Below are 23,995 nucleotides of genomic sequence, written 5' to 3' on the forward strand. Positions count from 1 at the left end.
CGGTTCAGCACCAAAAGAAATATCGCATTCCGGCAAGTATCACCTTAGCGCAGGGATTACTGGAATCCGGAGCTGGGCAAAGCGACTTGGCCAGACGCTCTAACAATCACTTCGGCATCAAATGCCATTCGGACTGGCGGGGCGGCAGGGTCTATCACGATGACGACCTGCGGGGAGAGTGCTTCCGGAAATACAAACGAGTAGAGGATTCTTATGATGACCATTCTCGCTTCCTCGCCGAACGCTCCCGCTACGAACGCCTGTTCAAATTAAACATCAAGGATTACAAAGGCTGGGCCAAAGGACTACAAAAATGCGGTTACGCCACCGATCGTGCTTACGCGAATAAATTAATCAAGGTTATCGAAGATTATGAGTTATACCGCTTTGACTCCGGTAAGGGAACAAAGAAGACCTCTACCAAGAAGCAAAATCTTCCGGTGTTCAATTATCAAGTCTATCGTACCCACGGTTTGATCTATGTATACGCTAAGGATAACGACAGTTTCGACCAGATCGCCCGAAGCATGGGATTCAAGGCCAAGCAGTTGATGAAATTCAACGAGGTGCCTGAGGACTTCCCGTTGCAGGCAGGCGATATCGTATATCTGGAAAAGAAAAAGAAGAAAGCGGACAAGCCGAATTACGACCATGTGGTACAAGTCGGAGAGTCTATGCACAGTATTGCGCAGATGTACGGAATCCAGATCAAGAGTCTGTATAAAATGAATAAAAAAGACAAAGATTACATCCCGGAGGAAGGAGATGTCTTAAAACTTAGATAAGTAACATAAAAAAGTATTACCTTTGCGGTTCAAATAATATAGTACAATGAGTGATCAACGTTATAACCTGCGAGGCGTTTCCGCTTCAAAAGAAGATGTTCACAATGCGATAAAGAACATCGATAAGGGAATTTTTCCGAAAGCGTTCTGTAAGATCATCCCCGATATCTTAGGCGGTGATCCTGAATATTGTAATATTATGCACGCGGATGGCGCCGGTACCAAATCGTCCTTGGCGTATATGTACTGGAAAGAGACCGGAGATCTTTCGGTGTGGAAAGGTATCGCCCAAGACGCTCTTATCATGAATATCGACGACCTGCTTTGCGTAGGTGCCGTAGACAATATCTTGGTCTCTTCCACGATTGGACGTAACAAGCTGTTGGTTCCGGGCGAGGTGATCTCAGCGATCATCAACGGAACGGACGAATTATTAGCGGAATTACGCGAGATGGGCGTTGGTTGCTACGCGACAGGTGGCGAGACCGCAGACGTTGGCGACTTAGTTCGTACCATCATCGTAGATAGTACGGTCACTTGCCGCATGAAACGTTCGGACGTAATCGATAATAAGAATATTCAAGGAGGAGACGTGATCGTAGGTCTGGCATCTTCCGGACAAGCCACTTACGAGAAAGAATACAATGGAGGTATGGGTAGCAACGGCTTGACCTCTGCCCGCCATGATGTTTTCTCTAAGTATTTAGCGAAAAAATATCCGGAAAGCTACGATGCCGCCGTTCCCGAAGAATTGGTTTACTCCGGAGGATTGAAACTTACGGATAAGATCGAGGAATTAGGGATCGATGCCGGAAAGATGGTGCTTTCGCCTACACGTACCTATGCGCCGGTAATTAAGGTATTGCTTGATAAACTACGCTCTCAAATCCATGGCATGGTACATTGTTCGGGAGGGGCTCAGACAAAAGTTATGCACTTCGTAGAGAACAAGCGTGTAACCAAGGACAATCTCTTCCCTATCCCACCGTTATTCCGCACGATTCAGGAACAGAGCGGTACGGACTGGAGCGAGATGTACAAGGTATTCAATATGGGACACCGGATGGAGATATACATCGCTCCCGAGCATGCGGAAGAAGTAATCGGCATCTCAAAAAGCTTTGGTATTGATGCGCAAATCGTGGGCTTCGTAGAGGAAGCCGATAAAAATGAATTGATTATCGAAAGCGAGAAAGGTCGCTTCACCTATTAATAAAGATAAATGGCCGAAAATAGTTTACTTGGTAAATTAGACGGATTAGTGAGCCGTTTTGAGGAAGTCGGTACCCTTATTACCGACCCGGCGGTGATCGCCGACATGAAACGGTTCGTAAAACTGAACAAAGAGTACCGTGATTTGGAGAAAATTGTGGGAGCTCGTTCGGAATACGTGAAAGTATTGAACGGGATCGAGGAAGCGAAAGCCTTGCTTGAGTCCGAGCAAGATCCGGAAATGCGGGAAATGGCCCGTGAGGAGCTGGATACCTGCAACGAACGTATTCCCGCTTTGGAAGAAGAGATAAAATTATTGCTCGTTCCCGCTGATCCGCAAGACGACAAGAACGCGATCGTTGAGATACGAGGAGGAACGGGAGGTGACGAAGCCGCCCTTTTCGCCGGTGATCTATATCGTATGTACGTGAAGTATTGCGAACTGAAGGGATGGAAAATAAGCGTGTCTAGCTTTAGCGAAGGCTCGTCCGGCGGTTTTAAGGAAATCATCTTCACGGTATCGGGCGAGAAAGTATACGGAACGTTGAAGTATGAGTCCGGTGTACACCGTGTACAGCGTGTACCGGCTACGGAGACGCAAGGACGTGTACATACCTCCGCCGCTACAGTTGCCGTATTGCCTGAGGCGGATGAATTTGATGTTGAGATTAATGAAGGGGAGATTAAATGGGATACCTTCCGCTCCGGTGGGGCCGGTGGTCAGAACGTAAACAAGGTGGAATCAGGTGTCCGTCTGCGTTATGTCTGGAAGAACCCCATTACAGGTGTGAGTGAGGAAATCTTGATCGAATGTACGGAGACACGAGACCAACCGAAGAACAAAGAAAGGGCGCTTACCCGTCTTCGTTCGTTTATTTATGACAAGGAACACCAGAAATACTTGGACGATATCGCCAGCAAGCGTAAGACCATGGTATCTACCGGTGACCGCTCCGCGAAGATCCGTACGTACAATTACCCGCAAGGGCGTATCACGGATCACCGTATCAATTACACGATCTATAATCTTTCAGCCTTTATGGACGGTGAAATTCAAGATTGCTTGGATCACCTGATCGTAGCGGAGAACGCTGAGCGACTGAAAGAGTCTGAATTGTAAACACATCCAATCATTTCATACTGAATAAGAAAATGAACAAACAACAGCTATTCGAGAATATTAAAAAGAAACAATCCTTCCTTTGTGTCGGATTAGATACAGATATAAAAAAGATCCCGCAGCATCTATTGTCGGAAGAAGATCCTATTTTCGCATTCAATAAAGCGATCATCGACGCTACCGCCGATTATTGTGTCGCTTACAAGCCGAATCTGGCTTTTTACGAGAGCCTCGGCACAAAGGGTATGATGGCTTTTGAGAAGACTGTGGCTTACTTACGGGAGAATTATCCCGATCAATTTATCATCGCCGACGCGAAACGTGGTGATATCGGAAATACCTCCGAGATGTATGCCCGTTCTTTCTTCGATCATATCAAGGTAGATGCCGTAACGGTCGCTCCCTATATGGGCGAGGATAGCGTAAAACCATTCTTGATCTACCCGGAGGCTTGGGTAATCTTATTGGCCTTGACCTCCAATAAAGGCTCACATGATTTTCAAATGACGGAAGACGCAAATGGTGAACGTCTTTTCGAGAAAGTACTAAAGAAATCGCAAGAATGGGCTAACGATGAGCAAATGATGTATGTAGTGGGCGCTACCCAAGGCAAGATGTTCCTTGATATCCGTAAACAGGCCCCGAATCATTTCTTGTTAGTTCCGGGCGTAGGCGCTCAAGGTGGAAGCTTGGCGGAAGTAGCTCAATACGGGATGAACGACCAATGCGGTCTTTTGGTAAATTCTTCCCGTGCGATTATTTACGCGGATAAGACGGAGGCTTTCGCCAACGTAGCCCGTGAGGCGGCACATGCCGTACAGAAAGAAATGGCCGGTTATCTACATGATAAGGGAATTATTCCCTGCAAAGCATAGGCTATATAAAGAATTTTCACCATTTTTGCAAACTAACTGTCTATAAACAGCGGACAGTCAACGAAGATACATATATAATTGAATAAGTAATGGAGTTTTCAGCCCAACAAATTGCCGGCTTCCTGAACGGAACGATTGAAGGAGATCCGAACGTTAAAGTCAGCAACTTCTCTAAAATAGAAGAAGGAAAGCCAGGTACATTGACCTTTTTGGCGAATCTTAAATATGCGCATCATATTTATAATACCGAGGCAAGCATTGTTTTGGTGAATAATGATTTCAAACCGGAACAACCGATAAGAGCCACACTTGTAAAAGTAGAGAACGCTTATGCGGCGCTCGCGATGTTATTAAATTTGGTAGAGCAATCGAAGAGCAAAAAGAAGGGGGTTGATTCTACCGCTTTTATCGCCGCTTCCGCGACCGTGAGCGACGATTGTTATGTCGGTAACTTCGCCTACATCGGAGAAGGCGTAAAAATGGGTAAGAACTGTATGGTATACCCGCACGCTTATATCGGTGATCACGTGACGGTAGGAGATAACTGCGTATTCTATCCGCATGCCACCGTTTACGAGAATTGTACGATCGGCAATAATTGTATCCTTCATGCCGGTAGCGTAGTCGGGGCTGACGGTTTCGGATTCGCTCCCGAAGGTGAGACTTACAAGAAAATCCCGCAATTAGGCAACGTTATTATCGAGGATGATGTAGAGATCGGAGCCAATACGACAATTGACCGTGCGGTGATGGATTCTACGATCATTCACCGAGGCGTTAAGCTGGACAATCTCGTACAAATCGCTCATAACGTGGAGGTAGGCGAGAATACCGTGATGGCGGCGCAAGTCGGCATCGCCGGTTCCGTAAAAGTAGGAAAGCATTGTATGTTTGGCGGACAAGTTGGTTTGGCCGGACATATCCATGTGGCGGACCACGTCGTATTCGGAGCTCAGGCTGGCGTTATCAGCGACGTGAAGGAAGCGACGACATTGCTCGGGGCGCCGGCGATCAACGCTAAGAACTTCATGCGTTCCAGCGCGATCTTCAACCGTCTTCCGGATATATACCGCTCGCTGGGGCAAATGCAACGGGAGATCGAACAACTCAAGAAAGAAATTAATAAACAATAAAGACCTATGCAAAAACAGAAAACGCTTGCGGCAAGTTTCTCCTTGAAAGGAAAAGGGTTGCATACCGGATTAGATATAGAGATTACGTTTAATCCCGCACCCGAGAACCATGGATACAAGATCAAACGTGTCGATATGGAAGGCCAACCGACGATTGACGCCTTGGCCGAGAACGTGGTTAATACACAACGGGGTACGGTGCTTAGCAAGAATGGCGTTCAAGTAAGTACGATCGAGCACGCGATGGCGGCTTTATACGCTTATGAGATCGATAACTGCTTGATCGAGGTAAACGCACCCGAGTTTCCGATCCTAGACGGAAGTTCTCGCTTCTTCTCCGAGGAAATCCAAAAGACAGGGGTTGTTGAGCAAAACGCTCCGAAGGATTATTATATCGTAAAGCACAAGATCGAGGTAAAAGATGAGGAAACCGGTTCTTCGTTGATCATCCTTCCGGATGATAAGTTCAGCGTGAACGTATTGATCTCATTCGATTCGCCCGTGCTTTCCAACCAATTCGCCACGTTGAACGATCTCAGCGAATTCCCGACAGAATTGGCGGCTTCACGTACGTTCGTATTCGTACGCGAAGTGGAGATGTTGCTCAACAATAACTTGATCAAGGGTGGCGATTTAGACAATGCGATCGTTATCTACGACCAGAAGATACCGCAAGAATCTTTGGACAAATTGGCGGATATGCTGAACATCCCTCACAAGAACGTGCAGGAATTAGGTTATATCAATAACAAGCCGCTTGTATTCGATAACGAACCGGCACGTCATAAATTGATCGACGTGATCGGAGATATCGCCTTGATCGGTAAGCCGATCCGCGGACGTGTGATCGCTACCCGTCCGGGACATAAGATCAATAACCAGTTAGCTCGTATGATCCGCAAGGATATCAAGATGAACGAGGTGCAAGCCCCGGTATACGATCCGAACCGTGAGCCGGTGATGGATATCAACCGTATCCGTGAATTATTGCCGCACCGCTATCCGTTCTTATTGGTTGACAAGATCATCGAGGTTGGCGGGAACTATATCGTAGGCGTAAAGAACATCACGACCAACGAACCGTTCTTCCAAGGGCATTTCCCTCAGGAGCCGGTCATGCCGGGAGTCCTGCAGGTTGAGGCTATGGCACAAACAGGTGGTTTGCTAGTCTTGAATTCCGTAGATGAGCCAGAGCGCTATTCTACCTACTTCATGAAAATAGATGGCGTGAAATTCCGCCAAAAAGTCGTTCCGGGCGATACGTTGATCTTACGTCTGGAATTATTGGCACCGATCCGTCGCGGGATCTCTACCATGAAAGGGTATGTATTCGTTGGTGATAAATTGGTTAGTGAAGCCGAGTTCATGGCTCAGATTGTAAAAAACAAATAATAAGATAAAGTACGATAATGAATATATCTCCTCTAGCAGTCGTTCATCCAGAGGCCCAGATCGGCCAGAATGTAACTATCGATCCGTTTGCCGTGATTGAGAAAGATGTCGAAATCGGTGATAATTGCCGTATATATTCTCACGCCGTTATCTTGGATGGCGCACGGATTGGTAAAAATTGCAATATTTTCCCGGGAGCGGTCGTTGCCGGTATCCCTCAAGACATGAAATTCGCGGGGGAAACCACGACGGCGGAAATCGGAGATAACACGACGCTTCGCGAATGCGTGACGATCAACCGGGGTACCGCTTCCAAAGGTAAGACCGTGGTAGGTCGCAATTGCTTAATCATGGCTTATTCGCACGTGGCCCATGATTGCGTCTTAAAAGACCATATTATCATCGGTAACGCTTCGCAAATCGCCGGGGAGGTAGAGATTGATGATTTCGCTATCGTAAGCGGAGGTTCCTTGGTGCATCAGTTCACGCGTATATCCAAGCACGTGATGGTACAAGGCGGTTCTCGTATCGGAAAAGATATCCCTCCTTATACCTTGATCGGCCGTGATCCGATCGTTTATTGCGGTATCAATATCGTAGGTTTACGTCGCCGGGGATTCACGAATCAGCAGGTATTCTTGATTCAAGACATCTATCGCACGCTGTATACCCGAGGCTTGAATAATACGGAGGCGCTGAAAGCGATCGAGACCGAGTACGAGCCTAGCGAGGAACGGGATTTGATCCTCAATTTCATCAAGTCTTCCAGCCGGGGTATCGTAAGAGGTTCGATCGACGAATAAGCGACACAAACATCCGGACAACCAAAAACAAATCAGCGCAAATCCACATCTTACAATGAGGGGTTTGCGCCGATTCGCTATTTATGTCACCAAAAGGTTATTTATAGGGTAATTCCCGTGATCTGCCGGATCATTTCAAGATCGATCCCCATGGCTTTCATCTTCTTGGCGTTTTCGAGGTTCGCTTCTGTCTCGCCTTTTGCCAGTCCTTTCGCCTTACCTTTCTCCTTATTTTCCGCTCTACTTTCCGCTAGTCCTTCCAGGTATCCTTCAAGCTTCGCCGAATCCAATACGTCATTTTGTATCATGACCGCATTCAGGTGTTCGTCGTAAGCGTATCTATCCTCGGGGGGCATGGAGTAGTATCTCAATTTTTCTCGAGCCTCGCCTAATCCCGGAGTCATGGTGTCAGGACGAATTGTTCCTCTTTTAAGGTAGTCCATCCATTCTTCTAGGGAAGTGACGGCTATCTTATCGAACTTATTGGTCCGTATGAGTATATATTCGGGGAAAATCTCGGGGGATAGCTTGGAGACAATTACGCTCCTCTCTTTCGTGTTGACTACCAATTGATCCTTGGTATGTACGCCGATGAAATGATTCTGCCCGTGATAAAGGTAGTCCTCGCCCAGTGATATGTACTCGGTTATGGTTTTCGCCACGCCATAGAGTACCTGTTCGAGATAATATAGCTTGCGAATATTTTGTATTTTCACGATGATGATCTCTCCCTTGTCGTTAAGCGCCTTGATGTCCACCCGGTTGAACTTGTCATCCTCATGACAGTTGATTACCCTCGCTCTCCAGTAGCTCCACGATGGTAATCTTCTCTCCAAGAAAAACCGTGAGAAAACCCTCCAGCACACCGAAGTTGGCTTTTTGCCGGAGCAGTCTCTTGATCGCCCAATCGAAACGTATGTATCGGTCTTTTAATTCTTTCATGCGTTGATCCTCCTCTTTTTTATCCATAGTTGATAGGTTTTAAGTTACGGCCCAATAGCGGGCGGTGTCGTAAAGATATGTCTTTTCGGGCGAAATGCAAAAGATTGATATCTGATACTGTGATTTTTATTATTTACCCATATTACAATTACCTATTCAAGGTGACAACTGCCACTAATATCTCAGCCGCAGGTTCCGTCTCTTTGACGAAGGTTGAAGACGAAGCTACGACGGTCGCCTCAGGTTCAGAAGAAATCCCATACAGGGATCAGATGCGCACCCTCTTTCATTATTTATAGCGACGTATATTGGGTATATCCATATTTTTACTACTTTTGAGGCAATAATAAAACTAAACGACTATGCTATTTAGATTTCTAATCCTATCAGATGAAGCAGATGACTTCAAGCGCGAGATCAAGATTGATTCCGAGTCTACTTTCTTGGATTTGCAAAACGCCATTCTCGACTCTGTAGGTTATACAAAGGATCAAATGACCTCTTTCTTCATATGTGACGATGACTGGAGTAAAAAGACAGAGATCACATTAGTGGAGATGGATACCTCTTCCGAGGAAGACAGCTATGTCATGGCCGATACTCAACTGGAAGAATTGTTGGAAGACGAGCACCAAAAACTACTTTTCGTTTTCGATTATATGACCGAACGTGCCTTCTTCATGGAACTTCGTGAGATCGTTCCGGGAAAAGACTTGGATGCTCCTATTTGCAGCAAATCGGTAGGTACGCCTCCCGCCCAAATAGTTTCTTTCGATGAGTTCGAGGCTAAGAACGGCAGTACGGACGTAGGAGAAGATTTTTACGGGGATTCCGAATACGATATGGACGAATTAGACAAAAGCGGCTTCGACGGTTTAGGCGAAGGCCCGATGGATAATCCTTACGACGACGAGCGCTTTTGATGAATTCCCTCGTTATATTACTTGGGCCGACAGGAGTCGGAAAGACCGAGTTAAGCCTCCAAGTGGCGGAACGTTTCGGCTCTCCGATTATCTCTTCCGACTCCCGTCAGCTCTATAAAGACCTTCCGATCGGCACGGCTGCCCCAACACCGGAACAAATGGCTCGTGTCAAGCATTATATGGTAGGCACTCTCTCGCTTACCGATTATTACAGCGCCAGCAACTTCGAGGAAGACGTGGTCTCCCTCCTATCCGAATTACATAAAACGATCCCGACCGTCGTAATGACCGGAGGCTCTATGATGTACATCGATGCCGTATGTAAAGGTATTGACGATATCCCGACAGTTACACCGGAGATCCGGGATGCCCTATACATGCAATTTGAAACCGAGGGACTAGCCCCTATCCTCGCTGAATTAAAAGAAGCAGACCCTGTCCATTATGAGGAAGTGGACCGGAATAATTATAAACGAGTGATCCATGCCGTAGAGATTTGCCGGATGACAGGCAAGCCTTACTCCTCCTTCCGCACGAACATTAAGAAAGAGCGTCCGTTCCGGATCATCAAAGTAGGGCTTAATAGAGATCGCGACGAATTATGCGACCGCATCAACCAACGTGTAGATCTAATGATGAGCGAAGGATTATTGGAAGAGGCTCGCCGGGCTTATCCCTTCCGTCATTTGAATTCCTTGAACACGGTAGGTTATAAAGAATTATTCAATTACTTCAGCGGAGAATGGACATTAGACCTCGCTGTGGAGAAAATCAAACGAAACTCCCGGGTCTACGCCCGGAAGCAAATGACTTGGTTTAAACGGGACCCAGAAATAACATGGTTCCATCCGGATGAGACCGAAGCTATATTTGCACATCTGAGCCAACAGATCATATAGCGTTTTAACAATGCCCATTATAAGGAGCTTACAATGGGCATTATAAACATGCTTGAATAGGCATTGTAAGCATCTTACAATAGGCATCAAGGTTTTCCGCTGATTATCAAAGCCAAACGCAACGACTTTATTTCTTGAAAACCAGATAAACCGCCGCTACCAAGAATACGAAAGCAAGCGCATGGTTCCATTTAAACGACTCCCCCTTAAAAGCGATGGTACTGAAGGCCACGAATACCACCAACGTAATCACCTCTTGGATCACTTTCAATTGAATCAAGTTGAACGGCCCCCCGTTATCCCGGAAACCGATGCGATTCGCCGGTACTTGGAAACAATACTCAAAAAAAGCGAGAAACCAACTAAACAGGATTACGCCAAACAAAGGAAGATGCTCAAACCAACTGAATTGTTGCTTCATCTTCAAATGACCATACCAAGCGCATGTCATAAAAATATTAGACACGATCAATAATAAAATCGTATAAACACTTTGCATATTATCTTATTTTTCGAGGTAAATAATCTTCTTGTATATTCGTCATGCTCCCCCAAAGGCTGTAACGGGCCTCCGGATTGATCGCTTCCAGACTTTTCAGCAGCTCTTTCATATCCGAACGACTGGAGCCCGACTCATAAGGACAGTTCTTCAATTGTTTCCGGTACCCTTTCCATGCGGCGACCTGAATCAACTCCCTCTCTTCCACCAGACACATCGGACGGATAATCTCCATATCAAACTTATCCATTTTCAACCGGGGAGGCATTGTTCCGAAAGCCCCTTGGTGGGTCAGGTTCATCAACAGTGTCTCTAGGATATCATCTTGATGATGCCCTAGTGCAATCTTATTGCATTTATGCGCCTTAGCGATCTCAAACAAAGCTTTCCGGCGAGTCCAAGAGCATAAAAAGCAGGGGGATTTGCGAGTGTCCGTAGAAGGATCGAAACTTGTCTCATGGACAATGAAAGGCAAATCATGCTCCTCCGCACAACTTCTAAGATATTCCCGATCCGAACAATAAGGGATATTCGTCATCACGATATGCGCTACCACGACCTCAAACCGAGGACAATAGATTTTCGACCTGCGCCCCAGTAAATCCACCAAGGCCAAGGAATCTTTTCCTCCGGACAACCCGACCAAGATCCGGTCGCCATCATTGATCAAGCCATAGTCGAAAATCGCCTTCTTTACCTTATCCTCTATCTTACGAAACAAACGTTCGTCCGCTGTCAATTTTGCCATATCTTTTCTTTACGGGCGCAAAATTATACATTTATCTTTTCGATTTGTATGCCTCTACAAAAATATTCTTATCTTTGAAACTGCATAACTATATAATCTAGAATAGACAAAATGAAACGGTTATCCAAAAAGCTGCTTTATACGCTAGGAGTTACACTCCTATGCGGAGGAATGCAACTACATGCGCAAAGTCTTGATCAGGCAAAAAAATTATATAACGACGGGAAATACGCGGAAGCCAAACCTGTGTTCGAGAAACTAGTGAAACAAGCGCCAAGCAATGCCTCTTATAATCAATGGTATGGTGTTTGCTGTTTCGAGACCGGAGATTTAGCAGGAGCGGAGAAACATCTTAAGGTTGCCGTAAAGCGTAGGGTACAAGACGCTTATCGATACCTTGGAGAAGTATACTACCAGACCTATCGTTTTGACGAAGCCGAGGAGATGTTCGACGAATACATCACCCTCCTAACAAAAAAGAAACAAGATGTGGAACCTTACCAGATCCGTATGGACTTGGCGAACAAAGCAAGCCGTATGCTTGATAAGGTAGAGAATGTCCAGATTATCGATAGCTTGGTCGTTGATAAAGATGATTTCTTATCAGCCTATACCTTAAGCGAGGAAAGCGGTACGTTGACCACTTACCAAGATTTCTTCCAGACTAACGATCCGGGCAACTCATCGGTATACATGAACCAGAAGGGGGATAAGATTTATTACGCCCACCCGACAGACGGTAACCACAATTGTCTTTTTACCCAATCCAAGCTCATGGATCAATGGGAAGACGAGAAACAGTTACCGATGAATATCAATAGTGACGCCGACGATGGGTATCCATTCGTGCTATCCGATGGCGTAACGATTTATTACGCATCCAAAGGGAACGGCTCTCTGGGCGGATATGATTTATTCGTCACTCGTTACAACATCAATTCCGATACTTATCTTACACCGGAGCAATTGGGCATGCCCTATAACTCCCCGTTTAACGATTATATGATGGTGATCGACGAAGCCAAGCAATTGGGATGGTTCGTTTCCGATCGTTATCAACCGGAAGGAAAAGTCTGCGTATACTTATTCATCCCGAATGACAACCGCGAGCGAGTAGATAGCGAGGATGTCGAACTAAAACGTGCCCGGGCCTCTATTGCCTCGATCAAGGATTCATGGAAACCCGGATCGAATTACGAAGAGCTTATTCATTTAGCTCATACCGAGATTCCTTATGGACGTATAGAAATAAAGAAAGATTTCACGTTCCCGATCCATGATGGTATCGTTTATTACACCTTAGACGATATCCAAAGTCCGGAAGCGAAGAACTACTACGAGAAAGTAGTTTCCATCCATAGACAGATCAAGGAGCTAAATGAGAAACTAGAGAGTTTACGAGCCAGCTACATCAAAGGGAATAAGGCGAAGCGAGAACAACTGAAGCCTACGATTCTTAATGCGGAAGAAAAGTTAAACAACCTGCTCGCTCAACCGGACGAATGGGAGAAAAAGGCACGTAACGCAGAGATCGTATACCTAAGAAACAACCATAAATAAGAAGAACTATGCTACTGGACATAGCCATCATCGTCTTCCTCATGGTAGCGGCCATCCTACTGATACTGGCAGAGATATTCCTTCTTCCGGGAATAACACTCGCGGGTATAGGCGGGGCTATTTTCGCTATCGGCGGAGTCGTTTTCGCTTATACGGTAGGTATATGGGTAGGGCATCTGACTTTATCCTTATCAATCATTACATTCGGAATAATCTTCGCTTGGTTATTGCGTTCCCGGTCTTTTAACAAGATCGCTTTAAAGACAGATATCGATTCCAAGCTGACATCCAGCAGGGATCTCGGAATAGAACCCGGAGACGAGGGGATCACGCTCTCACGCTTAGCCCCTATCGGCAAGGCCCGGATTAAAGGTATTAACGTGGAAGCGAAATCTCAAGACGAATTAATCGATGAGAACACGCCGATCGTAGTGATCAGGGTAGACAGTTACAACGTAATTGTCCGTCCTAAAGAAGAAACAAATATTCACGCTTAATTTTTTATATATGGAAATAACCTTTTTGCCACTTATCCTATTGGGGGCCGCAGTACTTCTGCTGGCAATCTTTTTCTATTATGTGCCGTTCCTGTTATGGATCTCGGCCAAAGTATCAGGAGTCAATATCTCCTTGATCCAGTTATTCTTGATGCGTATCCGAAAGGTTCCTCCCTACATCATCACTCGCGCGATGATCGAAGCGCATAAGGCAGGAATAAAGACGCTTACACGCGACGAGCTGGAAGCGCACTATTTAGCGGGTGGACATGTCGAGAAAGTAGTGCATGCGCTGGTTTCCGCGTCGAAAGCGAATATCGACCTTCCTTTCCAGATGGCTACCGCTATCGACTTGGCCGGACGTGACGTATTCGAGGCTGTACAAATGTCGGTAAATCCGAAAGTGATCGATACCCCTCCGGTAACAGCGGTAGCGAAAGACGGAATCCAGTTAATCGCCAAGGCACGTGTCACCGTTCGTGCGAATATCAAGCAATTAGTGGGTGGTGCCGGAGAAGAGACGATCTTAGCCCGTGTAGGTGAAGGTATCGTATCTTCCATTGGTTCATCCGAAAGCCATAAGACCGTATTGGAAAATCCGGATTCCATCTCGAAATTAGTGCTTCGCAAAGGGCTTGACGCCGGAACAGCTTTCGAAATCCTTTCCATCGATATCGCCGATATCGATATAGGTAAGAACATCGGCGCTTTCTTGCAAATGGATCAAGCTCAAGCGGATAAGAATATCGCTCAGGCGAAAGCCGAGGAACGCCGTGCGATGGCTGTCGCCCTCGAGCAAGAGATGAAGGCGAAAGCACAAGAAGCCCGTGCCAAGGTGATCGAGGCAGAAGCGGAAGTTCCCAAGGCAATGGCAGACGCTTTCCGCACAGGAAACCTAGGCGTAATGGACTATTACAAGATGAAGAACATCGAGGCGGACACTTCTATGCGTGAAGCGATAGCTAAACCGACCGGTACTCCATCAAAACCATTAAAGGACTAAAATAGTTATATACATGGAACTATCTCCAAGGGCAGGGTCGCACCTTGCCCTTTTATGATTAAAAGTAAACTTAATTAGCTGATCGAATATGAGAACAATCCCCGCTTCAGAATTAGCGATCCATTCAGATGGTAGTGTTTTCCACCTGCATTTAAAACCAGAACAACTCGCGGATCGTGTGGTACTTGTTGGCGATCCCGCACGGGTTACAACCGTCGCTTCCTATTTTGAGTCTCAGGAATGTGAGGTTTCCAGCCGGGAGTTTCATACCATCACGGGCCAATACAAGGGAAAACGTATCACGGTTGTATCCCATGGCATCGGTACAGATAATATTGATATCGTATTAAATGAGTTGGACGCTCTCGCTAATATTGACTTCTCAACCCGTACGATCAAGCCGGAATTCAAGCAACTTTCCCTAGTTCGTATCGGGACTTCCGGAGGGTTACAGCCATTTGTCCCGATTGGGACTTACGTAGCTGCGGAGAAATCGATCGGATTCGATGGAGTCATTTATTTCTACGCAAATAGTAATTCCGTTCGTGACGCAGACTTGGAATCTGAATTAATAAAACAGCTTGATTGGCGGCTTAGCGGCATATGGCCTTATGTCGTATCGGCAGATCCATCGTTGATCGAGCAAATCACCCGTAATGATATTATCCGGGGAACGACTATCGCGGCCAATGGCTTCTACGGGCCGCAAGGGCGCGAGCTCCGATTGCCCTTGACTGATCCGGAATTGAACCGGAAAATAGAGGCTTTCGATTACAACGGGCGAAAGATTACGAACTTCGAGATGGAGAGCTCCTCTTTAGCTGGTCTGGCCGCTCTCATGGGACACCGGGCAATGACCGTATGTTGTATTATCGCCGGACGTGTGGATAATCATATGAATACGGATTATAAAGGTTCTTTGGAAAAACTGATTGAAACTGTATTAGACCGTATATAATAATATCAAGACTATGAAGTGGGATCATTCACTAATCGATACGTTGGAATGGGGGAATCAGATCTCCCATAAGGAAGATAAAATAAAGATAGCGGACCTTATCGCATCTAAAGTCGAAAACGGACAAGTCATAGGTGTTGGCTCCGGTTCTACCTCCTATCTAGCGTTGATTCGCATAGCCGAACGTATCCGGACGGAACGTCTTTCCATCTTGGCGATCCCCACTTCATTAGAAATCCGGATGACTTGCGCCCAGCTAGGCATTCCGGTTACCAGCCTGTTTTCCCACAAGCCGAACTGGACCTTCGATGGGGCTGATGAAGTAGATTCCCACTTTAACTTGATCAAAGGGCGTGGAGGCGCCATGTTCAAGGAAAAGCTATTAATCAGTTCCAGTCCGCAGACCTATATACTGGTCGATCCTTCCAAGAAAGTGGAGAGGCTGGGAGCTAAATTCCCGATCCCGATAGAGATTTTCCCGGGAGCTCTCACCTATGTAGAGGACAGACTCCAGCGTTTGAACCCCGGTGAGATAAAACTTCGTATGGGGCAAGGTAAGGATGGACCGATCATTACCGAGAATGGCAATATGATCCTAGACGTATGGATGGACTATATCCCTGAAAATACAGAATCCACTCTCAAGTCGATTACGGGCGTACTCGAGAGTGGACTCTTTATGAACTATAAGGTAGAAGTATTAGGGCTTACTTCATGAATCCTTGTTGTTTCAATATCTTCAAGAGCACCTCGGAGAAATGTTCACTATTTTTCTTCGTATAGCGTACGTCCGTAAAGACCTGCGCCAGTGTTTCCTTATTATTCTCCCTTACAAACTGCTTATTCACCTCTAATGCCTCTTTCTCACTATACAAGGCATCGATGGAAGCCGGAGTAAAGTCCGTATAAGTCTCGTTTTGTACCACAGCCGCCAATGGTAAACGTTCAACTTGAGCGGGTATAGGCTCTGCCGGATAACCCACCGTAACCGTAACGATCGGGACAACCAGACGGGGAAGAGAAAGCGCCTCAATGATCTGGTCCGCATTATAAGCCGTCGTACCCAGATAGCAAATGCCTAAGCCTTTTTCCTCAGCGGCATTGCAGAAACTCTGGGCGAACAACATCGCATCTATCGTCGAAGCGATAAACGTTTGTAAATTATCGAATCCGGCCTCCGCTTTCCTGCACTCCGCCCATTTCACGAAACGGTTCGCATCCGCACAAAAAGTAAGTACCACCGGGGCTCCCGTAATCATTGGTTGGTTAAAATGAGCCGGAGCCAGTTTCTCCTTGTTCGCAGGGTCGCGGGTAACCACGACACTATACAATTGCATATTTCCTGTATTCGAGGCACGAGTAGCCACTTCCAATAATTCATTCAGCAAAGACTCCGGGATATCCTGATCCGTATATTTACGGATACTTCTTCTATTCTTCATGCATTCTAACATAGCAATCCTATTTTTAAATTCTCAATAACTAAATCCTAATATCCATGCCGGCATACGGTTAAACACGCTTTTCGGTAACCCGTAGATAGCCGCATAAGCGTCGGGTACGAAGCGGAGACGATCATATCCCCTTAAGGGATCACCTACGGCGAAGATATATTTACCGCCAATCAAGAAATCTCCGTTCTCCATGAATTCCACGTTCGCCACGGAACGCATCTGGCTTAAGAAATAGGTTTCACACATCAATTGCCGATTCTCCTTATCTCCGAAAAAAGAGATCAGCAAGTTGGTATCCCCCATAAAGACTTTCTGCTTGGCCGGAGTGGTTCCCAGTTGGTCTGCCGAGTAATAAATAAGCCTCACATCATGAAAAAAACGCAACAGGCTATCGCTTTGCTGACGAAGCATATTTGTCTTACGGGTTACATCAATCGATTTCGGACGTAAAGGAGCCGACTCAGCCACCATCATAAAATATTTTTGAGCTCGTTCCAGATTACTCATCGAAATAGAAACCACCGAAGGCAAATCCCGGCAAATCTCTTTTCTCACTAATTCTTGCAGACGGAAATAATACATATCCGGGTCTTGCCAATAAAAAGGATAACATCCATGTTCCAGATAGTTCCGGTAAATCGGCACAATATTCATCTCCGCATTGATCTCCTTCACCAAATCATGATGGTTCGCTAAGATATCCTCCAACGGAATGGGATCTTTATCCAGAATGCTTTCGTAAGAAAGGAATTCACGGAACGACATCGGATGCATGGTATAAAAAGCAGCCTCATGCCTTAACCCGTTCCGCACCTCTGTCTGCGAGTACAAAGAAGTGGTAGCGAAAACAATCTTTAAGGCGGGGTTGGCATCCAATAAAGTTGAGACCTCTTCCATCCAGCCCGAATAGAAATGGATCTCATCCAAAAACAAATAATGCCCCCCGGCTTGCAGGAACTCCTTAACCGCATCGGTCAATGAATGTGTCTCAAACCAGAAATCATCCAGATTCACATACAGGGCTTCCCGTGAATCTTCAAATTTCAACTTAATATGCTGTAACAACAAGGTAGTCTTACCAACCCCTCGAGAGCCGAAGATGCCGATTAACCGATCCTCCCACTCTATCCGTGCATGCAAATAACGCAGGAATGTACAATTTATTCCTTTCAACAATAGCTGATGATTCCGCTGAAGCAAGTCCATATACAAATCTGTTTTACGCGAATATAAAAAATGTTCCGTGTTTTTCGTACCTTTGTCAACACTAAACCAATAAAAAGATGAATACATCCAAAGTCTACTTTACTAATTTACGCACGACCCCCAGCAGCAACCTGCTGGATAAGATGGAACGTCTGGTAAAACGTGCCGGTATCGCCAATATCGACTTCAAAAATCAATTTGTAGCCATTAAGATCCACTTTGGCGAACCGGGGAATTTGGCATACATTCGTCCTAATTACGCCGCTCGCTTGGTAAGCCTGTTACGTGAATTAGGCGCGAAACCGTTCCTTACCGATTGTAACACCTTATACTCGGGCCGCCGCTCCAACGCTGTCGATCATCTTCAAAGCGCCATGGAAAATGGGTTCAATCCCATGTCCGCCGGTTGCAACGTTATCATCGCCGATGGCGTGAAAGGTACGGACTACCGGGAAATCGAGATCGACGGGCAATATTGCAAGGCCCCGAAAATAGGTGCCGCTATCGCCGATGCCGATATCATCATTTCCATGAACCATTTCAAAGGTCACGAGCAAGCCGGTTTCGGCGGTGCGCTGAAAAACCTCGGGATGGGATGCGCCAGCGTAGGCGGTAAACTGGAATTACATTGTGCCTCACAGCCTCGTATCGATACGGAGGCTTGTAAAGGCTGTAACATCTGTGTAAAGCACTGCGCTCACGATGCCATCCATTTGAATAACAACCGAAAGGCCGAAATTGATTACGAGCGTTGTGTAGGTTGCGGGCAATGTGTGGCTCTTTGCCAGTACGACGGTGCCGTAATGGGCGAAGGTGATACTTCCGAGCGATTGAATTACAAGATCGACGAGTACACGAAAGCCGTATTAGCAGACAAGCCTCATTTCCATGTTAGTTTTATCATGAACGTATCTCCGGAATGCGATTGCTGGAATCATAACGATGCCGCCATCATCCCTGATTTGGGGATCGCCGCATCTTTCGATCCGGTGGCCTTGGATAAGGCTTGCGCCGATATGGTTATCAACGCTCCTATCATCGGAGGTAATAAATTAGCCGAGACTCATCCTCACGAACACCTTGAGGGAGAGGATAAATTCCATTTGATTCATCCGGATACGAACTGGCAAGCCGGCCTACGTTATGCGGAGGAAATCGGACTGGGTTCTCAAGCGTATGAATTAATAACGGTTTAATAGACGGAATGAGTACAATTTGCGCTATATCTACAGCTCCGGGAGTAGGAGGAATCGCAGTGGTCCGTGTCTCCGGGCCGGATGCTTTCAAGATTTGTGATCGGATATTCCGGCCGAAGAAGGCAGGTAAGAGTTTATCTACCCAAAAGGCTTATACCTTAACGTATGGTTCCATCGTCGGTAACAATGACGAAACCATAGATGAGGTGATCGCCGCTGTTTTCCGTGCCCCCCATTCTTTCACGGGGGAGGATACGGTGGAAATCACCTGCCACGGCTCGACGTATATCCAACAACAAATCCTGCAATCCCTTATCTCCAGCGGATGCCGTATAGCGCAACCGGGTGAATATACGCAACGTGCTTTCATGAATGGCAAGATGGACCTTAGCCAAGCGGAGGCCGTTGCGGATTTAATCGCCTCCACTTCGGCCGGCCAACATCGTTTGGCTCTAAGCCAGATGCGAGGTGGTTTCAGTAGGGAACTCGCCGAACTTCGAAACCAACTGCTCCATTTCACCTCTCTCATGGAGCTGGAACTGGATTTCAGTGACCATGAGGAATTAGAGTTCGCTGATCGTAGCGAGCTTCGCACGCTTGCGGATCATATCGAACAGGTCATCTCCAAACTCGCCCAATCTTTCAGCGTAGGTAACGCTATCAAAAACGGTATTCCCGTCGCCATCATCGGTGAGACGAACGCCGGCAAATCTACTTTACTAAACGCCTTGTTGAACGAGGATAAAGCGATCGTCAGCGACATCCACGGAACGACCCGTGACGTTATCGAGGATACGATCAATATCAACGGCCAGCTCTTCCGTTTCATCGACACCGCCGGTATCCGTGAAACAAGCGATACGATCGAAGCTCTCGGTATTGAACGTAGTTTCAAGGCTCTAGACCAAGCGCAAATCGTCATCCTCATGTACGACTTAACCCGTGACCTCAAAGATTTCGAGGCTTTCTATCAAGAAATAGCTCCGAGATTAACGAATAAGTCTGTTATCTTAGCGATGAACAAATGCGATGTATTACCCGCATCCTCTCTCCCAACCTTCTCTTTCCCCACCGAAGGCTGGCATCAAATCGCTATTTCCGCCAAAGGCAAGCTGCATATCGCAGAGCTACAACAACTCCTCACGGAAGTCTCTTCCATCCCCACCCTCCACCAAAGCGACATCATCGTAACGAATGCCCGCCACTTCGAGGCACTTACGCATGCGCTGGAAGCTATACATAGGGTACAAGAAGGTTTGAACTCCAGCCTTTCCGGGGATTTCATCTCGCAAGATTTACGGGAGTGTATATTCCATTTATCGGATATCGTAGGAGAGGTTACGACGGATCAGGTGTTGGGGAATATATTTCAGCATTTTTGCATCGGCAAATAAAATACAGAAGAAATCTATTAATTATAATATAAACTTCTCCACATCACATCTAAAACTATTTAAGATTTCCTTTTTTATTATTTCAATAGTTTTTCTAACTTTGTCATTATTGAACCCAAAAGGATAAAGTATGCAAAGCAAAGAATCTGACATAAACGAGATCATGGAACAAATCGTTCAATTCTCAGAAGATAGAGATTGGGATCAGTTCCATAATGGCAAAGATTTAGCTCTTGCTCTTTCTATTGAAGCCTCTGAGCTAAACGAAGCATTTTTATGGAAAAGCGCAGAAGATGTTAAAATAGATAAAATAAAAGAGGAACTAGCAGACATCATTAACTATGCTTTCTTAATTGCTTATAAATATAATTTAGACATTAAAGACATCGTCTTAACTAAACTAAAAAGAAACGCAGAAAAGTATCCTATAGACAAAGCAAAAGGCTGTGCAAAGAAATATAGCGAATTATGATTAGAAATTATCACACAACAATAACAGATTACATTTTTAATAAAAAGACTTTTTCCGAATTGAAAGAATCAACATTCGGAGACAAATGGCCTGTTGTATATATAATAGAAGATAAAGGAAAAAGGTTGGCATATATTGGAGAAACAACTAATATATGTAATCGCATAAATCAGCATTGGAATAATCCAAAACGAAAAAAACTTAAAAGCATTCATATTATCCACAATCCTGCTTTTAATAAATCCGTAATTTTAGATCTTGAAGCTTTTCTTATCAAATATATTGCCTCTGATGGTAAATATCAGTTACAAAATGGAAATGGAGGTCAACATTTTCACCATTACTATCAACGAGAGGAATACCAAAAAGAATTCAAGTACATTTGGCAAATTTTAAAAAAACACAATATAGTTACTCAAGATATTAGAATCATTGAAAATAGTGATTTGTTTAAATATTCTCCATATAAGACATTAACAGAAGAACAATATAAGATAACATACCAAATAATCGAAAGATTGAAAACAGACCTATCCAATGGTATTCCCCGAATATCCATTATTGATGGTGGAGCAGGAACAGGAAAGTCCATTTTAGGTATCTTTTTATTAAAACTTTTAGTAGATGCTCAAAATGAGACTAATTGGGCTATAGAGGAAAATAATTTGGAAGAAGACCTTAACTTAATCGCAAATGGGCTCAATTATAATTTAAAAATGGGATATGTTGTCCCTATGCAAAATTTTCGTAAGACATTAAAAAAGGTATTCAAAGGTATTAAAGGATTAAGTCCCAATATGGTTCTTAGTCCCGCAGATGTCGCTAATTCACAAGACAAATATGATATTCTGATTATTGATGAATCTCATAGATTAAGACAACGATATGGTTTAGCTAGCCCCGGAGACTATAAAGCTTTTGATCATAAGAATGAGATTTTAGGATTAGGGAAGAAAGGGACGGAGCTTGATTGGATCTTAAAAAAGAGCAAATATCAATTTTTCTTCTATGATTCAGGACAATCCATCAAACCAACAGATGTTGATCCTGAAAGATTTTTTCTTCTACTTCAAAATAAACATAATTACAAGTATAAACTGACTTCTCAACTTCGTTGTAAAGGAGGAAATGATTATATTCAATATATCCAGAATATTTTAAATTGCAAACAAAAGTTAAAAATTACTTTTAAAGAATATGATCTGAAATTATATGAAGATGTTGACGACATGATATCTGAGATAAAAAAGAAAAATAAGGAAGTCGGACTTTGCAGAAATATAGCAGGATATGCTTGGGATTGGAAAACAAAAGGAAAATCATTAAGCTCAATAATAAAAGAGAATCTATTTGACATAGAGATTAATGGTTATAAATATATATGGAACAGAACAGATACAGATTGGATCAATTCCCCAAACTCAATCAATGAAATTGGCTGTATCCATACAACTCAAGGATTCGATCTTAATTATGCAGGTATTATTCTAGGACCAGAAATTGATTATGATAATGAAAAGAATCGTATTTTTATTTATAAAAAGAGATATAAAGACAACAAGGGAAAAATGGGAATAGAGAATGATTCCATTCTACTTGCTTACATAAAGAACATCTATACAACTATCTTAGAAAGAGGTCTGGAAGGTACATATATTTACGTATGTAATGACTCCTTAAGGAATTATTTAAAACAGTTTTTTCCTGTTATTAAGCATAATACAGAGAAGCTATTATTTACAGAAAAAGTTAAAACAATCGAGATCTGTGAAGATATTATACCAGAAGACCAATTTTCCGAATATCTTCCATTATATACAATTCAAGCAGCATGTGGCTATTTTGGAGAGGGTGATGAAGTAAATAAATTAGGATGGATAAAAGTATCAAATCTGGGAAAATTAGACAAAAATATGTTTGTTGTACAAGCCAAAGGTAATTCAATGGAACCAACAATTCATGATGGAGATTATTGCGTGTTCAGAGCAAACCCTGTTGGTAGTAGACAAGGAAAAATAGTTTTAACCCAGCACATAAACTTCTATGATGGCGATAACGTAGGTAATTATTCTATTAAAACTTATACCAGCCTAAAGAAATATTCTGAAACTGGAGAATGGGAACACGAAAAAATAGTTCTTGAGCCCAAAAACAAGGACTATAAATCTATTTCAATCGATAATGTGGACTGTAATGAATTTAAAGTTATCGGAGAGTTCATTGGAATAATTAAACCCTAAATAGAGAATTATAGTCTCTCCATCTGACATTCAATCCCGTTGATAAAATAGTTGAGCTTTACGAGCGATTGTTAAAGGCCGAGCAAGAAAAGGTGGCTATACTCCATGAGATCGTAAAGGATAAATAAGTATCGATCGCAAATCTCTTTCGCCTGACGAGCAAAACGAGATTAGAAAGAAGTATAACTTCGATAAATACAATAAATAATGAAAAAAGAAATTCTATTCGTCTTGTTAAAAGACTTTGCCGATTGGGAAGGGGCTTATATCGCTCCCAACCTCAATTTAGGTGTTGAGCCCGGAAGTGAAAGCAAATATATAGTTAAAACCGTATCTGTCAGGAAAGAGCCGGTTGTATCGATCGGAGGGTTCAAGGTGCTGCCCGACTATGGGATCCATGACATTCCGGCCGATTATGCAGGAATCGTATTAATAGGTGGCATGAGCTGGTTCACTCCGGAAGCCGAAACCATTGTCCCTCTGGTTAAAGAGGCCATAGAGAAGAAGAGGCTGGTGGCCGGAATTTGTAACGCCTCCGTCTTTCTTGGCAGGCACGGTTTCTTGAACCATGTAAATCATACCAGCAACGGATTGGATTACCTCAAACAATTTGCGGGGGTTAATTATACAGGTGAAAATCTTTATATGGATGAACTGGCTGTCAGAGCCGGAAACATTGTAACC

Annotated in this window: 23 protein-coding genes and 2 pseudogenes; 20 read left to right on the forward strand and 5 right to left on the reverse strand. The window is 44.5% G+C overall.

All coding sequences use genetic code 11. From position 1 onward, the window contains the following. The 7 genes from QVP94_RS13110 to lpxA all read left to right on the forward strand — a co-directional run. The coding region (locus tag QVP94_RS13110) for a glucosaminidase domain-containing protein (protein ID WP_288213278.1) at positions 1–785 on the forward strand (785 nt) is incomplete at its 5' end. 46 nt (positions 786–831) lie between these two features. Continuing rightward, positions 832–1,998, forward strand: coding sequence for an AIR synthase related protein (locus QVP94_RS13115; RefSeq protein ID WP_005854386.1), 1,167 nt, complete (start codon positions 832–834; stop codon positions 1,996–1,998). Between the two features lie 9 nt (positions 1,999–2,007). Next, positions 2,008–3,117: a peptide chain release factor 1 gene (gene prfA / locus QVP94_RS13120; RefSeq protein WP_005854384.1), complete on the forward strand. Its 1,110-nt coding sequence runs from the start codon at positions 2,008–2,010 to the stop codon at positions 3,115–3,117. 32 nt (positions 3,118–3,149) lie between these two features. Further along, entirely contained in the window at positions 3,150–3,992 is an 843-nt protein-coding gene (pyrF, locus tag QVP94_RS13125; protein WP_005854382.1) for an orotidine-5'-phosphate decarboxylase, read from the forward strand. 89 nt (positions 3,993–4,081) lie between these two features. Then, the gene (lpxD, locus tag QVP94_RS13130) at positions 4,082–5,125 is read left to right on the forward strand and encodes a UDP-3-O-(3-hydroxymyristoyl)glucosamine N-acyltransferase (protein ID WP_022192783.1); all 1,044 of its coding nucleotides are present in this window, start codon (positions 4,082–4,084) and stop codon (positions 5,123–5,125) included. Positions 5,126–5,131: 6 nt separating this feature from the next. After that, a complete protein-coding gene (locus tag QVP94_RS13135) occupies positions 5,132–6,517 on the forward strand; it encodes a bifunctional UDP-3-O-[3-hydroxymyristoyl] N-acetylglucosamine deacetylase/3-hydroxyacyl-ACP dehydratase (protein WP_005854379.1) in 1,386 nt (461 codons plus the stop codon). A 17-nt stretch (positions 6,518–6,534) separates the two neighbouring features. Beyond that, complete coding sequence (gene lpxA / locus QVP94_RS13140; protein WP_022192784.1) at positions 6,535–7,320, forward strand: acyl-ACP--UDP-N-acetylglucosamine O-acyltransferase; 786 nt, start codon at positions 6,535–6,537, stop codon at positions 7,318–7,320. Between the two features lie 101 nt (positions 7,321–7,421). Here lpxA and QVP94_RS13145 read toward each other — a convergent pair. Continuing rightward, positions 7,422–8,262: pseudogene (locus QVP94_RS13145) on the reverse strand (PD-(D/E)XK nuclease family transposase). A 362-nt stretch (positions 8,263–8,624) separates the two neighbouring features. On the opposite strand from QVP94_RS13145, the gene QVP94_RS13150 reads away from it, so the two are divergent. Next, positions 8,625–9,185: an IS1096 element passenger TnpR family protein gene (locus QVP94_RS13150; RefSeq protein WP_005854369.1), complete on the forward strand. Its 561-nt coding sequence runs from the start codon at positions 8,625–8,627 to the stop codon at positions 9,183–9,185. Then, a complete protein-coding gene (gene miaA, locus QVP94_RS13155; RefSeq protein ID WP_022192785.1) occupies positions 9,185–10,084 on the forward strand; it encodes a tRNA (adenosine(37)-N6)-dimethylallyltransferase MiaA in 900 nt (299 codons plus the stop codon). The genes QVP94_RS13150 and miaA overlap by 1 nt, the downstream gene beginning before the upstream one ends. Positions 10,085–10,211: 127 nt before the next feature. Here miaA and QVP94_RS13160 read toward each other — a convergent pair whose 3' ends face one another. Together QVP94_RS13160 and QVP94_RS13165 are read right to left on the reverse strand one after the other, a co-directional pair. Beyond that, positions 10,212–10,583 carry a DMT family protein gene (locus QVP94_RS13160; protein ID WP_005854365.1) on the reverse strand — a complete coding sequence of 124 codons (372 nt, stop codon included), beginning with the start codon at positions 10,581–10,583 and terminating at the stop codon, positions 10,212–10,214. Between the two features lies 1 nt (position 10,584). Then, the gene (locus tag QVP94_RS13165) at positions 10,585–11,331 is read right to left on the reverse strand and encodes a tRNA 2-thiocytidine biosynthesis TtcA family protein (RefSeq protein WP_022192786.1); all 747 of its coding nucleotides are present in this window, start codon (positions 11,329–11,331) and stop codon (positions 10,585–10,587) included. Positions 11,332–11,442: 111 nt separating this feature from the next. Between QVP94_RS13165 and QVP94_RS13170 the strand changes: the two genes are divergently transcribed. From QVP94_RS13170 to rpiA, 5 genes are all read left to right on the forward strand, one after another. Beyond that, positions 11,443–12,891 carry a tetratricopeptide repeat protein gene (locus QVP94_RS13170; protein WP_022192787.1) on the forward strand — a complete coding sequence of 483 codons (1,449 nt, stop codon included), beginning with the start codon at positions 11,443–11,445 and terminating at the stop codon, positions 12,889–12,891. Positions 12,892–12,899: 8 nt separating this feature from the next. Continuing rightward, positions 12,900–13,388 carry an NfeD family protein gene (locus tag QVP94_RS13175; protein ID WP_009275728.1) on the forward strand — a complete coding sequence of 163 codons (489 nt, stop codon included), beginning with the start codon at positions 12,900–12,902 and terminating at the stop codon, positions 13,386–13,388. 10 nt (positions 13,389–13,398) lie between these two features. After that, complete coding sequence (gene floA / locus QVP94_RS13180) at positions 13,399–14,391, forward strand: flotillin-like protein FloA (protein ID WP_005854361.1); 993 nt, start codon at positions 13,399–13,401, stop codon at positions 14,389–14,391. 88 nt (positions 14,392–14,479) lie between these two features. Beyond that, entirely contained in the window at positions 14,480–15,349 is an 870-nt protein-coding gene (locus tag QVP94_RS13185) for a nucleoside phosphorylase (RefSeq protein WP_008773559.1), read from the forward strand. A 13-nt stretch (positions 15,350–15,362) separates the two neighbouring features. Further along, a complete protein-coding gene (gene rpiA, locus QVP94_RS13190) occupies positions 15,363–16,067 on the forward strand; it encodes a ribose 5-phosphate isomerase A (RefSeq protein ID WP_008773560.1) in 705 nt (234 codons plus the stop codon). Here rpiA and QVP94_RS13195 read toward each other — a convergent pair. Both QVP94_RS13195 and QVP94_RS13200 read right to left on the reverse strand, forming a co-directional pair. Continuing rightward, positions 16,057–16,803: a nitroreductase family protein gene (locus tag QVP94_RS13195; RefSeq protein WP_008773561.1), complete on the reverse strand. Its 747-nt coding sequence runs from the start codon at positions 16,801–16,803 to the stop codon at positions 16,057–16,059. The two genes, rpiA and QVP94_RS13195, sit on opposite strands and share 11 nt — an antisense overlap. 21 nt (positions 16,804–16,824) lie before the next feature. After that, positions 16,825–18,009, reverse strand: coding sequence for an ATP-binding protein (locus QVP94_RS13200; protein WP_005854357.1), 1,185 nt, complete (start codon positions 18,007–18,009; stop codon positions 16,825–16,827). 77 nt (positions 18,010–18,086) lie between these two features. Here QVP94_RS13200 and QVP94_RS13205 point away from each other — a divergent pair, with 77 nt between their 5' ends. From QVP94_RS13205 to QVP94_RS13230, 6 genes and pseudogenes are all read left to right on the forward strand, one after another. Next, positions 18,087–19,205, forward strand: a complete 1,119-nt coding sequence (locus QVP94_RS13205; RefSeq protein WP_008773563.1) for a DUF362 domain-containing protein — start codon at positions 18,087–18,089, stop codon at positions 19,203–19,205. 8 nt (positions 19,206–19,213) lie between these two features. Beyond that, positions 19,214–20,599, forward strand: a complete 1,386-nt coding sequence (gene mnmE / locus QVP94_RS13210) for a tRNA uridine-5-carboxymethylaminomethyl(34) synthesis GTPase MnmE (RefSeq protein ID WP_022192788.1) — start codon at positions 19,214–19,216, stop codon at positions 20,597–20,599. Positions 20,600–20,729: 130 nt separating this feature from the next. After that, a complete protein-coding gene (locus tag QVP94_RS13215) occupies positions 20,730–21,071 on the forward strand; it encodes a nucleotide pyrophosphohydrolase (RefSeq protein ID WP_005854323.1) in 342 nt (113 codons plus the stop codon). Beyond that, on the forward strand, positions 21,068–23,311 hold the full coding sequence (locus QVP94_RS13220; RefSeq protein WP_005854322.1) for a DNA/RNA helicase domain-containing protein: 2,244 nt from the start codon (positions 21,068–21,070) through the stop codon (positions 23,309–23,311). Before QVP94_RS13215 ends, QVP94_RS13220 begins: the two co-directional genes overlap by 4 nt. 26 nt (positions 23,312–23,337) lie before the next feature. Beyond that, positions 23,338–23,439: pseudogene (locus QVP94_RS13225) on the forward strand (helix-turn-helix domain-containing protein); the annotation flags it as partial. Between the two features lie 79 nt (positions 23,440–23,518). After that, positions 23,519–23,995 (forward strand): DJ-1/PfpI family protein (locus QVP94_RS13230; RefSeq protein WP_288213279.1); only part of this gene is annotated, 477 nt, incomplete at its 3' end.

Source organism: Parabacteroides sp. CAG:2, assembly GCF_000436315.1.
Classification (GTDB): Bacteria; Bacteroidota; Bacteroidia; order Bacteroidales; family Tannerellaceae; genus Parabacteroides; species Parabacteroides distasonis.

Coding starts and splice junctions, on each gene's coding strand:
- QVP94_RS13200 (WP_005854357.1), bottom strand. CDS start 18,009: ATGGACTTGCTTCAGCGGAATCATCAGCTATTGTTGAAAGGAATAAAT.
- miaA (WP_022192785.1), top strand. CDS start 9,185: ATGAATTCCCTCGTTATATTACTTGGGCCGACAGGAGTCGGAAAGACC.
- prfA (WP_005854384.1), top strand. CDS start 2,008: ATGGCCGAAAATAGTTTACTTGGTAAATTAGACGGATTAGTGAGCCGT.
- mnmE (WP_022192788.1), top strand. CDS start 19,214: ATGAGTACAATTTGCGCTATATCTACAGCTCCGGGAGTAGGAGGAATC.
- lpxA (WP_022192784.1), top strand. CDS start 6,535: ATGAATATATCTCCTCTAGCAGTCGTTCATCCAGAGGCCCAGATCGGC.
- QVP94_RS13135 (WP_005854379.1), top strand. CDS start 5,132: ATGCAAAAACAGAAAACGCTTGCGGCAAGTTTCTCCTTGAAAGGAAAA.
- pyrF (WP_005854382.1), top strand. CDS start 3,150: ATGAACAAACAACAGCTATTCGAGAATATTAAAAAGAAACAATCCTTC.
- QVP94_RS13195 (WP_008773561.1), bottom strand. CDS start 16,803: ATGTTAGAATGCATGAAGAATAGAAGAAGTATCCGTAAATATACGGAT.
- floA (WP_005854361.1), top strand. CDS start 13,399: ATGGAAATAACCTTTTTGCCACTTATCCTATTGGGGGCCGCAGTACTT.
- QVP94_RS13170 (WP_022192787.1), top strand. CDS start 11,443: ATGAAACGGTTATCCAAAAAGCTGCTTTATACGCTAGGAGTTACACTC.
- QVP94_RS13160 (WP_005854365.1), bottom strand. CDS start 10,583: ATGCAAAGTGTTTATACGATTTTATTATTGATCGTGTCTAATATTTTT.
- rpiA (WP_008773560.1), top strand. CDS start 15,363: ATGAAGTGGGATCATTCACTAATCGATACGTTGGAATGGGGGAATCAG.
- QVP94_RS13165 (WP_022192786.1), bottom strand. CDS start 11,331: ATGGCAAAATTGACAGCGGACGAACGTTTGTTTCGTAAGATAGAGGAT.
- QVP94_RS13150 (WP_005854369.1), top strand. CDS start 8,625: ATGCTATTTAGATTTCTAATCCTATCAGATGAAGCAGATGACTTCAAG.
- QVP94_RS13220 (WP_005854322.1), top strand. CDS start 21,068: ATGATTAGAAATTATCACACAACAATAACAGATTACATTTTTAATAAA.
- lpxD (WP_022192783.1), top strand. CDS start 4,082: ATGGAGTTTTCAGCCCAACAAATTGCCGGCTTCCTGAACGGAACGATT.
- QVP94_RS13175 (WP_009275728.1), top strand. CDS start 12,900: ATGCTACTGGACATAGCCATCATCGTCTTCCTCATGGTAGCGGCCATC.
- QVP94_RS13185 (WP_008773559.1), top strand. CDS start 14,480: ATGAGAACAATCCCCGCTTCAGAATTAGCGATCCATTCAGATGGTAGT.
- QVP94_RS13215 (WP_005854323.1), top strand. CDS start 20,730: ATGCAAAGCAAAGAATCTGACATAAACGAGATCATGGAACAAATCGTT.
- QVP94_RS13115 (WP_005854386.1), top strand. CDS start 832: ATGAGTGATCAACGTTATAACCTGCGAGGCGTTTCCGCTTCAAAAGAA.
- QVP94_RS13205 (WP_008773563.1), top strand. CDS start 18,087: ATGAATACATCCAAAGTCTACTTTACTAATTTACGCACGACCCCCAGC.